9 protein-coding genes and 1 pseudogene are annotated in these 12,209 nt (G+C 72.6%); 7 read left to right on the top strand and 3 right to left on the bottom strand.

What is annotated here, in order from left to right:
• From ABT300_RS10200 to ABT300_RS10210, 3 genes are all read left to right on the top strand, one after another.
• Positions 1-1,228, top strand: a 1,228-nt coding sequence (locus tag ABT300_RS10200; RefSeq protein ID WP_351673827.1) for a copper amine oxidase, incomplete at its 5' end; no start/stop codon positions are given.
• A 102-nt stretch (positions 1,229-1,330) separates the two neighbouring features.
• Positions 1,331-2,569: a DUF5919 domain-containing protein gene (locus ABT300_RS10205; protein ID WP_351673828.1), complete on the top strand. Its 1,239-nt coding sequence runs from the start codon at positions 1,331-1,333 to the stop codon at positions 2,567-2,569.
• Between the two features lie 107 nt (positions 2,570-2,676).
• The gene (locus ABT300_RS10210) at positions 2,677-3,402 is read left to right on the top strand and encodes a 3'-5' exonuclease (protein ID WP_351673829.1); all 726 of its coding nucleotides are present in this window, start codon (positions 2,677-2,679) and stop codon (positions 3,400-3,402) included.
• A gap of 106 nt (positions 3,403-3,508) precedes the next feature.
• On the opposite strand, the gene ABT300_RS10215 is transcribed toward ABT300_RS10210, so the two are convergent.
• Entirely contained in the window at positions 3,509-4,372 is an 864-nt protein-coding gene (locus tag ABT300_RS10215) for a phosphotransferase enzyme family protein (protein ID WP_351673830.1), read from the bottom strand.
• Positions 4,373-4,524: 152 nt separating this feature from the next.
• Here ABT300_RS10215 and mgt point away from each other — a divergent pair.
• A pseudogene (gene mgt, locus ABT300_RS10220) lies at positions 4,525-5,797 on the top strand (macrolide-inactivating glycosyltransferase).
• Between the two features lie 82 nt (positions 5,798-5,879).
• Here the strand turns inward: mgt and ABT300_RS10225 are convergent.
• Positions 5,880-8,147 carry an MMPL family transporter gene (locus tag ABT300_RS10225; RefSeq protein ID WP_351673831.1) on the bottom strand — a complete coding sequence of 756 codons (2,268 nt, stop codon included), beginning with the start codon at positions 8,145-8,147 and terminating at the stop codon, positions 5,880-5,882.
• A gap of 393 nt (positions 8,148-8,540) precedes the next feature.
• On the opposite strand from ABT300_RS10225, the gene ABT300_RS10230 reads away from it, so the two are divergent.
• From ABT300_RS10230 to ABT300_RS10240, 3 genes are all read left to right on the top strand, one after another.
• Positions 8,541-9,089 carry a DUF1697 domain-containing protein gene (locus ABT300_RS10230; RefSeq protein WP_351673832.1) on the top strand — a complete coding sequence of 183 codons (549 nt, stop codon included), beginning with the start codon at positions 8,541-8,543 and terminating at the stop codon, positions 9,087-9,089.
• Positions 9,090-9,542: 453 nt separating this feature from the next.
• Entirely contained in the window at positions 9,543-10,580 is a 1,038-nt protein-coding gene (locus ABT300_RS10235) for a ketopantoate reductase family protein (protein WP_351673833.1), read from the top strand.
• 9 nt (positions 10,581-10,589) lie between these two features.
• Positions 10,590-11,189, top strand: a complete 600-nt coding sequence (locus ABT300_RS10240; protein WP_351673834.1) for a TIGR03086 family metal-binding protein — start codon at positions 10,590-10,592, stop codon at positions 11,187-11,189.
• Positions 11,190-11,457: 268 nt separating this feature from the next.
• Here ABT300_RS10240 and ABT300_RS10245 read toward each other — a convergent pair whose 3' ends face one another.
• A complete protein-coding gene (locus tag ABT300_RS10245) occupies positions 11,458-12,207 on the bottom strand; it encodes a sirohydrochlorin chelatase (protein WP_351673835.1) in 750 nt (249 codons plus the stop codon).
• Positions 12,208-12,209 lie beyond the last annotated feature (2 nt).

Consider the following 12,209-nt stretch of genomic DNA (forward strand, 5'->3'; position numbering starts at 1 on the left):
CCCGGCGACGGCCGGGCCGAAGGCCGCCCCCGCGGCCGCCGCCGACTGCAGCGCCGCCTACCGCATCGAACAGAAGCTGTCCACCGGCACCACCTGGCGCATGTGCTGGCGCTTCGAGTCCAAGTCCGGGCTCGTCCTCGAGAAGGTCTCCTACCAGCCGCCCGGCGAGGCCAAGCCGATCCGCGTCCTCAACAGCGCCAAGATCGCCCAGATCCACGTGCCGTACGACGACGGCAAGAACGAGTACAACGACATCACCGACTACAACTTCGGCTCGGGACTGGTCAACATGACCCCCGCCGAGTGCCCCGGCGGCACCATCAGGACGGTGAAGGTCCCCGACTCGTTCAGCGGCAGCCAGAACGTCAAGGGCCTGTGCACGACGACCCGTTCGCGCGGCCACGCCTACCGCATGCAGGCCGACACGGGCAACAAGGTCTACCAGGCCCAGGGCAAGGACCTGCTGATCTACACCGTCAACAAGGTCGGCTGGTACGAGTACATCACCGAGTGGCGCTTCTCCGACGACGGCGCGATCAACATGAACGTCGGCGCCACCGGCAGCCTCTCGCCCTTCGACTACGACGCCGGCGACGGCCGCGGCTGGCCGCTGGGCAAGGGCGCCAAGGCCTACGCCACCAGCCACAACCACAACGTGTTCTGGCGGCTCGACTTCGGCCTCGACGGCTCCTCGACCGGCAAGGTGGAACAGTACGACTCGGTGGTCAGCCCGCCCGCCGGCGCACAGCAGGGCCCCACGACCAAGACCACCCGCACCGCCGTCACCAAGGAACTCGCCGGCGACGCCGCCAACCTGCGCTGGTGGCGGGTCGTCAGTGCGACCGGCAAGAACAAGGACGGCCACGCCCGCTCCTACGAGCTCGTCCCCGGCGCCACCTCCAAGTACTCCGGACGCCCCTTCACCCGGCACGACGTGTACTTCACGCAGTACAACAAGTGCGAGCAGTACGCCAGCAACAACGTGCGCGACTGCGGCAGCCCGCTGCACGGCTACTCGGTCGACAAGTGGGTCGACGGCCAGGCCCTCACCCACCCCGTGGCCTGGGTGAACGTGGGCTTCCACCACATCGCCCGGGACGAGGACCAGCAGCCCATGCCGGTCCACTGGCAGGGCTTCTCGCTCGCCCCGAGGGACGTCACCGCCATGAATCCGCTCACTCCCTCCGCCCTCGCGGGACAGAACGGACAGCCGAACAACGGTAGTTGAGAAACGACCTGTCCATCCGGCTGCACCGCCCGCCGCTCCCGGAGTACCCTTCCTTGATCGTTGGGACGGGGAGAGCTCGGGGGAGCGGAAGGCGGTGCGCGGGTGGGCTCGGGAGGGCTGGAGCTGCCCCCTGGTGACGAGGGTCACGAGGGAGGCTCCGCAGACGTCCCGCCCGGCACGGTGTCCCTGGCCCGGCCGATGGAGACGAACGCCATCGGACCGGAGCTGGACTGGGACACCGAAGCCTGGCGGGAGGTACGCACCCGCGCCCAGCGGGCCGGACGCGCCTACATCTGGCTGAACCTCGTCGAGCAGCGGCTGCGCGCGGTCGTCGCCGCCGTGCTGCGCCCCGTCTACGAACCCGTCCACGGCGACGAGTGGGTGGTCGCCGCGGCCGGGCCCGCCGGCCAGGAATGGGTGCAGCGCGCCGTCGCGGTACGCGAAGTCAGCCGCCGCAAGGGCTACTTGCTCGACCCGGCCGACGACAACGTGGTCTCCTTCCTCACCCTGCCCCAGCTGCGCGAGCTGATGGTGCAGCACTGGCCCTGCTTCGAGCCGTACTTCGACGACCGCCGCGACGTCGAACTCGCCCTGGACGAGCTGGAGGTGACCCGCAACGTCGTCTCCCGCAACCGGGCCCTGTCCGAGGCCGTCCTGAACCAGGCCGAACGGGCCTCCGCGCGCCTGCTGGAGATGCTCGGCACCAGCGGCGACGTGCCCTCGGCGCGCCGGCTGCCCGTCGACGCCGTCGAGGACCTGGTCGGCGACCGGTACGCGGACGTGGTCGCCGTCCACTCCGACCGGGTGCGGCTGCTGCGCCAGTTCCCCGCCGAGGACATCTTCGACGGCTCCCGGCGGATCGACGCCATCGGCATCGGCCTCAACCTGCTGGTGCAGAACTTCTCCGGCCGCCGCCTGGTCCGTCTCGCAGAGGGCGGCGCCCGCGTCCGGCTGCTCTTCCTCAATCCCGCCTCCAGCGCCGTCAAGCGCCGCGAACGCGAACTCGGCATGAGACGCGGCGAGCTGAGCCGGGCCGTGGAGATGAACATCCTGCACATGCGCCGGGTCCGCTCCCGGCTGCGCGACCCGGGCGCCTTCCAGATCCAGGTGTACGACGAGACGCCCCGCTTCACCGCCTACCTCGTCGACGGCGACGGCGCCGACGGCATCGCGGTGATCCAGTCCTATCTGCGGCGCATGCGCGGCATGGAGGCGCCGGTTCTGGTGCTGCGGGGCGGCAGCCGGGTGGTCAAGCCGGGCGAGGTGGACGAGACGGGACTCTTCCCGGCCTACCGCGAGGAGTTCGAGCTGGCCTGGGCGGACTCGCGGCCGGTGTCCTGAAACGTCCGGTTCTCTCCCCGGGAAGCGGAGTGCGCCCCTCTGATTGTCAGTGGGCCGTGGGAAGGTGGGGACCACTGGGGGAAGCACCACCGAGAAGGGGGGCCGACATGGCCTGGCACCAGGAGCTGCTGATCGGCTTCGACCTGGAGACCACCGGGACGGACCCGCGTGAGGCGCGCATCGTCACGGCAGCCGTGATCGAGGTCCGGGGCGGGCAGGTCCTGGGACACCGCGAGTGGCTGGCGGACCCGGGCGTGGAGATCCCGGCGGACGCGGTGGCGGTCCACGGGATCAGCAACGAACGGGCGAGCGCCGAAGGCGCCCCCGCCGACCGGGTCGCGGACGCGATAGCCGACGTCCTCGCGGGCTACTGGCGCACCGGGGTCCCGGTCGTCGCCTACAACGCCGCCTTCGACCTCACGCTGTTGTCAGCCGAACTGCGCCGCCACCGGCTGCCCTCGCTGCGCGAACGCCTCGGCGGCCTCGACCCCGCACCGGTGGTCGACCCGTACACCATCGACCGCTCCGTCGACCGCTACCGGCGCGGCAAGCGCAACCTCGAAGCGGTCTGCGCCGAGTACGGCGTCCGCCTCGACTCCGCGCACGACGCCTCCGCCGACGCCCTCGCCGCCGCCCGGCTGGCCGGGGCGATAGCGGACCGCCACCCGAAGGTCGCGGGCCTCGGTCCGGCGGAGCTGCACCGCCGTCAGATCGAGTGGTACGCCGCGTGGGCGGCGGACTTCCAGAGCTTCCTGCGCCGCAAGGGCGACGCGGAGGCGGTGGTGGACGGGTCCTGGCCGGTGCGGGAGCCGGTCGACAGCCCCAGCGTGTGAGGCGCGGCCGGGGGAGCGGCCGCGCCGCCGCCCTCCCGACCCCCCGTCGGCGTCCCCGGCAGGAGGAGCGACTCTCGGGGCCGGCTCCGGTTCGGGGCGCCCGTCCTCAGAACGGGCGCCAGCGCACCGTCTCGTCCACGTCGCGCAGCGACGCCACCCGGCGCCGGAACTCCGCCGCGGCCCCGGGGTTCGTCGGCGCGTGCTGGGCGACCCAGGCGCAGCTCGCCGTCTCGCGCGCGCCCCGCAGCACCGCACAGCCCTCCCACTCCCGCACGTCCCACCCGTAGGCCTCGGTGAACGCGTCGTAGGCCTGCGCGGGAAGGCCGTACCGGTCGCGGGAGAGCGCCATCACGACGAGGTCGTGCTCGCGCAGATCGACGGAGAAGGTCTCCAGATCGACGAGGACCGGACCGTCGGGGCCGATGTGCACATTGCGCGCCAGCGCGTCGCCGTGGATCGGGCCGGGCCGCAGCCGCGGGGCGAGCGCCGACGCGGCCCCGGCGAAGCCGTCGCGCCGCGCGCGCAGAAAGGCCGCGTCGGCCGGGTCGATCGCATCGCCCGCGAGCCGCAGCCAGCGCTCGACCCCCGACAGCAGATCCCGTGGGGGCAGCGCGAACGCGGGGGCGGGCAGGGTGTGCACCAGGCGCAGCAGTGAGGCCAGGTCCCGTGGCCCGGCCTCCCGCACCGGGTCCGGCAGCCGGCGCCACACCGTCACCGGATGCCCCTCTACCAGCAGGGGCTCCGGCTCGGCCGCCCGCACCGCGGGCACGCCCGCCTCGGCCAGCCAGAGCGCGACGCGCAGCTCGCGGCGGGCCCGTTCGAGGAGTTCGGCGTCACGGCCCACCTTCACCGCCAGGCCGCCGGCGGCGAACACCGCGTTCTCTCCCAGGGCGAGCAGCCGCGCGTCCGCCGCCGGGCCGGCGAGCACCCCCGCCGCGGCCAGTACCTCCCGCGCCCGCGTCTCGTCCATCGTCCGCCTCCGTGTCGTCGCCGCCCGGACCCGCCGGCGGCGTGATCAGACCGTCCGACGGCCAGTGTCGCATTCGGCCCGTGTCCCGTTCGCGCAGGTCGGGGCCGCTCGCGCGGTCCGCGCTCCGGCGGGGGGGCGCACTCCGATTTCGGTTGCACGATACGTATCGTCTCGCCTACGGTCGGGCGTATGAACCCTCGCCCCGCACATATCGCCATGTTCTCCATCGCCGCCCACGGACATGTGAACCCCAGCCTGGAGGTGATCCGCGAACTCGTCGCCCGAGGGCACCGCGTGACGTACGCGATACCGCCCGACCTCGCCGAGAAGGTCGCCGGCGTCGGAGCCGAGGTCAAGCCCTGGCACTCCACGCTGCCCTCGCCGAACGACGACCCCGCCGCCTGGGGGACTGCCCTCCTCGACCACGTGGAGCTCTTCCTGGCCGACGCCGTCCAGGCGCTGCCCCAGCTGGCCGAGGCCTACGACGGCGACGAACCCGACCTCGTGCTGCACGACATCACCTCCTATCCGGCTCGCGTCCTCGCCCACCGCTGGGGCGTCCCCGCCGTCTCCCTCTCGCCCAACCTCGTCGCCTGGGAGGGGTACGAGGAGGAGGTCGCCGAACCGATGTGGGCCGAACCGAGGAAAACGGAACGCGGAAAGGCTTACTACGCCCGTTTCCAGGCCTGGTTGGAGGAGAACGGGATCACCCGGCACCCGGACGCCTTCGTCGGCCGCCCGGACCGCTCCCTCGTCCTGATCCCCAGGGCGCTGCAGCCGCACGCCGACCGGGTGGACGAGAAGGTGCACACGTTCGTCGGCGGCTGCCGGGGCGACCGGGCCGCCGAAGGCGAGTGGAGGCGGCCCGCGGACGCCGAGAAGGCAGTGCTCGTCTCGCTCGGCTCGGCCTTCACCGACCGGCCGGAGTTCTACCGGGAGTGCGTACGGGCCTTCGGCGACCTGCCCGGCTGGCGCCTCGTGCTCCAGATCGGCGCGCGCGTCGACCCGGCCGTGCTGGGCGAGGTGCCCGACTCCGTCGAAGTGCGGTCCTGGGTCCCGCAGTTGGCGGTGCTGCGGCAGGTCGACCTGTTCGTCACCCACGCGGGCGCCGGCGGCAGCCAGGAGGGGCTGGCCACAGCCACGCCGATGATCGCCGTCCCGCAGGCCGTGGACCAGTTCGGCAACGCGGACGTCCTCCAGGGGCTCGGCGTGGCCCGGCGGATCGACACGGAGCACGCCACGGCCGAGGCCCTGCGCGAGGCCGCCCTCGCACTCGTCGACGATCCCGAGGTCGCCCGCCGGCTCACGGCGCTCCAGGCGGACATGGCCGCGGAGGGCGGCACAGCGCGGGCCGCCGACCTCGTCGAGGCCGAACTCGTCAAGGCCGAACTCGCCGAGGCCCGACTCGGCAGGACACACGGCTGAACCGGGCACGGGAAGGGCCCGCCGACTCCCGGAGAAGTCGACGGGCCCTCAGGACGACCGCCTTGCGGAGACCGGCAGGGCGTCAGACCCGCACCGGCCGGTCCTCGTCGTCCCGCGCGGCCGGCGCGACGGCCTCGGGCGACTCGTCGTGCGTGAGGTCCGGCAGCCAGTGCAGCCACTTCGGCAGATACCAGTTGCGCTCGCCGAGCAGCGCCATCACGGCCGGCAGCAGCACACCGCGGATGATCGTCGCGTCGATCAGGACCGCCGCCGCGAGACCCACGCCCATCTGCTTCATCGACTGCATGGACAGCGTCCCGAAGATCGCGAACACGGCGACCATGATGACGGCGGCGCTGGTGACCACACCCGCCGTGGTGACCACGCCGTGCTCGATCGCCTCGTTCGTCGAACGCCCCCGCAGCCGCGCCTCGCGGATCCGGGAGACGACGAACACGTGGTAGTCCATCGACAGACCGAACAGGATCACGAACAGGAACAGCGGCAGCCAGGTGATGATCGCGCCGACGCCCTCCGCGCCCACCAGCGACGCACCCCAGCCGTGCTGGAACACCGCGACGAGGATGCCGTAGGCCGCGCCCACCGACAGCAGGTTGAGCACGATCGAGGTGATCGCGACGGTGAGCGAGCGGAACGACAGCAGCATCAGCAGGAAGGCGAAGACCACGACGAACGCGAAGACCGGGGTGACCGCTCCGGCCAGCTGGTCGTTGAAGTCCTGCGAACCGGCCACCTGTCCGGTGATCGGCGCCTGGACCCCGTCCACCGTGCCGAGCGTCGCGGGCCGCACCTCGTCGCGCAGCTTCTCAAGGCTCGCACCCGCCTCGTCCAGATCGGAGCCGCCGACCAGCGGCACGTACACGTACGCGATGTTCTGCGCGTCGTGCAGCTTGATCTCGACCGGCCCCCGGGAGGCGCCCGACGTCACGGCCCGCTCCTTGAACGCCTGGAGCGCCGCCTGCACGTCCGGGGCGTTGATGTCGTCCGCCTTGACGATCACCTCGGCCGGCTCGGAGCCGCCCGGGAAGGCGTCGTTGACCCGGTTGTACGTCTGCACGATCGGCAGCGAGTCGCCGAACTCCTGGTCCAGGGTGAGGTTCTGGGTCTTCATGCCGACCGCCGGAGCGGCGATCGCGAGCAGTGCGCCGGCCGCGACGACCAGCGAGACGCCGGGCTTGGCGAGGACTGCCTTGAGCACCGCGCTCCAGAACCGGCTGCCCTGCGCGGCCCGGCCGCCCTTGCCGCTCCTGCGGCGCTTGTCGGGGTGCAGGAACGGAATCCGGCCCTTCTCCACCCGGTGGCCGAGCAACGAGAGCAGCGCCGGCAGCACGGTCACCGAACCGATCATGGCGACCGCGACCACCATCAAGGAGGCCAGACCCATCGCCTCGAACGTGGCGAGCCCCGTGAACAGCATGCCCGCCATCGCCACGCACACGGTGACGCCGGAGACGATCACGGCACGGCCGCTGGTCGCCGCAGCGATCCTGAGAGCGGTTTCCGGATCACGTCCCGCGGCCCGCTCCTCGCGCTCCCGGCGGAGGTAGAACAGGCAGTAGTCGACGCCCACGGCCAGACCGACCAGCAGCATCACCGAGCTCGCGGTGTCGTCCATCGGCTGGAAGTGGCTGACGATGCTCATCAGACCCATCGTCGCCATGATCGCGGTGACCGCGAGGGCCACCGGCAGCAGCGCCGCCACCAGCGCGCCGAAGGCGATCAGCAGGATGCCCAGCGCCACCGGCACCGCGGAGTACTCGGCCTGCTGGAAGTCGTCGCCGAACGCGTCGTCGAACGTCTTCATCATGCTGGCGCCGCCGATCTCCTCGATGCGCAGCGAGGAGTGCTCCTTCTGCACGGCCGCGACGGCGTCGAGAACCGGCTCCACCCGCTCGCCCGCGGTGTCGGAGTCACCGCGCATGTCGAACTGCACGAGCGCGCTGCGGCCGTCCTTGGAGATCGTCCGCGTGTCGTAGGGCGAGGTCACGTCGGTGACCCGGCCGGTCTTGCCGACGGCCGAGACGACCGCGCTGACCGCGGCCTTGAACTCCGGGTCGGTGGCTTTGAGCGAGCCGTCCTTCGCCTGGACGAGCACGGTCTCACTGGCCGGCTCCTCGATCCCGGCGTCCTCGATGATCTTGGCGGCCGTGTGCGTCTCGCCCCCGAGCTGGTCGCTCTCCTTGACCTCGACGGTGCCGGCCGCCGAGCCGATCCCCATGGCCAGGACGACGAACAGCACCCAGATGCCCACGGCGGCCCATCGGTGCCGGGCGCTCCAGCCGCCTGCCCGCGCGGCGAAGCCCCGCACCCTCGTATCTCCGTTCCCCATGACGGGCCTGCCCTCTTGTGATGCGGTGGAAGCCCCCTGCCGCCACCTTTCGATTCGAAGGTATGGCCTGGATAAAGCCGTCTCGTCGTGCTGCCCGGTGAAGTCCCGGGCAGATGAGTCCTCCCCTCGGACCGCGCCCTCTCACCGCTGAGGAGGACAGTGACCCCTTACACCTATCGACGGATCTCGGGGGCGGCGATCAGGGTGCAGTCGCCGCTGAAGACCGGATATGTCGTTTCGGAAATTTGCTCAACGCGTCACAGGCCTGTGGAGAAGTCGGTAAGAGGTTGCTCCGCGGGCCGTCGATCGGCGAGAGTTTCGCCCGGCCCCCCGTCCGGGCCGCGGTCGTCGTGCTCACCCCCACGGGGCACGGCGGCCGCATAGTCTGAGCGGATGACGACGACGTACGCGGCCCTGCTGCGCGGCATCAACGTGGGCGGCAACAGGAAGCTCCCCATGGCCGAGCTGCGCGCCCTGCTGGAGGAGCTCGGCCACGGCGACGTGCGCACCTACCTGCAGAGCGGCCAGGCCGTCTTCTCCAGCGCCCACGGCGACGAGGAGAGCCTCGCCGCCGGACTCACGGCGGCGATCGAGAAACGCTTCGGCTTCACCGTGGGCGTCCTCGTGCGCGACCACGCCTATCTGCGGGCCGTCGCCGACGCCTGCCCGTTCCCGGCCGCCGAACTGGAGGCCAAGCAGCTCCACGCCACCTACTTCTCCGGGCCCGTCGACGAGGAGCGCTTCGTCGGCATCGACCGCGCCGCCCACCTCCCCGAGGACTTCCGCCTCGGCGACCGCGTCCTGTACCTGTACGCCCCCGACGGCCTCGGCCGCTCCACCCTCGCCGAGCAGCTCGCGAGGCCCCGCGTGAACAAGGGGCTGATCGCCACCACCCGCAACTGGAACACCGTCCTGAAGCTCGTGGAGATGACACAGCCCTGAGGCGGGCTGGCGGCGGCCCTGCAGCCGGGACGGGCGGACGCAGCGGGGCGGGACGCGGCGGCCGCGTCGGCGGGTGCGGGTGCGGGTGCGTCCGCGCCCGCGGGGCTGCGCGCGGCGTGCGTCCGGCTCGCGCAGAGGCCGCGTGCGGGGCTCGCACAGAGCCCGCGTGCGGCGCGCCGGGTGCGCGCACGGTGGCAGCCGGTAGGGCCCGTGCATCCGCCGGTAGGGCGGAAACATCCGGCTGCGCCGCGGAAACACCGGGCGGCGCCGCGGAAACACCGGGCGGTGGGGCCGAAACACCAGCGGTACCGCGGCAACATCGGCGGTACGGCGGAACACCCAGCGGCACCGGTTTCTTCATCGGTTTCTTCACCGGGCCTCTCACCGCCGGGAATCGCTGCCCCGCCGACGAATTCCGCCCGCCGACCCGGACGGCTGTGCGAGGCTCGACCCATGCGCTACGTGATCATCGGGGCAGGGGCGGTCGGGGGCACGATCGCCGGACGGCTGGCGGAGGCCGGGCAGCAGGTCGTGCTGGTCGCACGCGGTGCGCACCGGGCGGCGCTCGCAGCAGACGGACTGCGGCTGCGCGTCCCGGAGGGCCTGCTGACGTTCCGGCTGCCCGTGGTCGAGAGCCCCGCCGAACTCGGCGTTCTGCGTGCCGACGACGTCCTCGTCCTCGCCGTCAAGACCCAGGACGCCGAGTCGGCCCTGCGGACGTGGGGACCGGTCCCGGTCGAGGGCGGCGGCGCCGCGGCCGAGCGGCTGCCGCTGTTCTGCGCCCAGAACGGCGTCGAGAGCCCGCGTCTGGCCTTGCGCCGTTTCCGGCACGTCTACGGCGTGTGCGTCTGGCTGCCGTCCACCCACGTCGACCCCGGCATGATCGCCGCGGCGGGCGCCCCCCTCACCGGCATCCTGCACCTCGGCCGCCATCCGCACGGCGTCGACGACACCGTCCGCCGTGTCGCCGCGGACCTGGAGAAGGCCCGCTTCGAGGCGCCCGTGGCACCGGACGTCTCCCGCTGGCAGTACGCCAAACTCCTGTCGAACCTCGCCAACGCCCTGGAAGCGGTGAGCGGGCCGGTCGGCGACCCCCGCGCCGAGGCGCTGTACGCGCGCGTGCGGGCCGAGGGCGAGAGCGTGCTGCGCGCCGCCGGCATCCCGTACGCGAGCGCCGACGAACAGCGGGCCGCACGCGGCGACAAGATCACCCTCGTCCCGCTCGACGGCGCTCCCCGGGGCGGCGGATCCTCCTGGCAGTCCCTCAGCCGCGGCACCGGGACCATCGAGGCCGACCACCTCAACGGCGAGATCGTGCTCCTCGGCCGCCTGCACGGCGTGCCCACCCCGCTGAACGAGTTGCTGCAACGGCTTGCGAACGAGTTCGCCCGGGAGCGGCGGGCGCCTGGTTCCCTGCCGCTGACGGACCTGCTCGAACAGGCCGACGCGGCTGTCGCGTTCCTTCAAGACCCTGAGGATCGCACTCCGTAGCGTGACGGCATGACACATGAGCAGACCCACCGGTACCTGTCCGAATGCGCCGCCGAGGCGTCGCGCGTGGCCCGCGGCGTCCCCGCGGAACGGCTCAACGACCCCACGCACTGCCCCGGTTGGACCCTGCGCGCACTGGTCGGCCACTGGGTTCTGTACACCTCCCACGGCCTCGAGCACCGCGCCCTGCGCAAGCCGCTGCCCGACGAGCTGACCGGCCGTGACGTCACCGCCGACCCGCAGTGGGCGAAGGCGTACGTCGAGCAGCTCGACCGGGCCGTCGCCGCCTGGGCGGACCCGGCGGTGTGGGAGGGCGAGATCGACCTCGGGACGGCCGCGACGCCCGCCGCCGAGGTGGCCGCGCTGATCGTCGCGGAAACGGCGGTGCACGGGTGGGACGTGGCGGTCGCCACGGGCCAGGAGTTCCGGCTCTCCGACGACGCGGCCCGGTTCGTCCTCGACGTCGTCGAACGGCACGGCGACCTCTACCGCCGCTACGACGGATTCGCCCCTGCCGTGCCGGTGGCACAGGACGCGCCGGTGTTCGAACGGGCGCTCGCGGCGAGCGGCCGCGACCCGCGCCGGGGCGCCGTCCGGACACACGACTGACGACCGGTCCGACCGACCCCACCGGTTCGTTCGGTTCGTTCGGTCCGACCGACCCCGACCGGTTCGTTCGGTCCGACCGGTCCGTTCCGCGGGTCCGTGTGCGGCAGGGTGTGGCACGGCAGGTGCGGCGGCTGGTGGCCGGGGCGGCGGCGGTGGCCCAACGGGAAGCTCACAGCCCGCTCGCGGCTGCCGGACCCGCTCGCCCCTGCCGGACCCGCCGGCCCCTGTCGGGCCGGCTCGCCCCGTCGGGCTGTCCGGCCCCGCCTCCTCACGCCCCCAGGGCCGCCAGCGCCGGTGTCCGAGCCGTTTCGTAACGTTCCAGAAGCACCCGGGCCACCTCCGGCGCCGGGCCCAGCACGTCGGCCAGGACGTCCGCCCCGGCCGCCCCGCGGGCGATGCGGTCCGGCAGGAAACCAGGGGCCAGGACGTACGGCGCGACAGCGACCCGGGCACACCCCAGCGCCCGCAGCTCGCGGACCGCGTCCTCGGTGCGCGGCAGAGAAGCGGAGGCGAACGCAGGCCGCACGGCACACCAACCGGTGCGCCGCCACTCCCGCGCGATTTCTGCGATCACTGCGATCGCCTCCGGGTCGGAGGATCCCGCCGAGGCCAGCACGACCCCGGTCGAGGACCTGTCGGCGGGCGACAGCCCCGCCTCGTACAACCGCCGTTCCAGCGCGGAGAGCAGCAGCGGCGAGGGTCCGAGCACGTCGGCCAGCCTGATCCGCAGCTGCGGCGGCGCGTCCCGCAGCACCGCCGGGATGTCCGCCTTCGCATGGAACGCGCGCGTCAGCAGCAGCGGCAGCGCCACGACGTCCCGGACGCCGTCCGCCGCCAGCGATTCCAGCACCCCGTGCACGGACGGGACGTTGAAATCGAGGAAACCGGTCTCTACACGCAATCCCGGGCGCAGCGACCGCACTCGCCGCACCAGGGCGTGGACGGTCGCGGCATGCCGCGGATCACGGCTGCCGTGGGCGATCACCACCAGGGCGGGGAGAACCGGTTTCCTGTGCATGG

It is taken from the genome of Streptomyces sp. NPDC001027 (genome assembly GCF_040299045.1).
Lineage (GTDB): Bacteria > Actinomycetota > Actinomycetes > Streptomycetales > Streptomycetaceae > Streptomyces.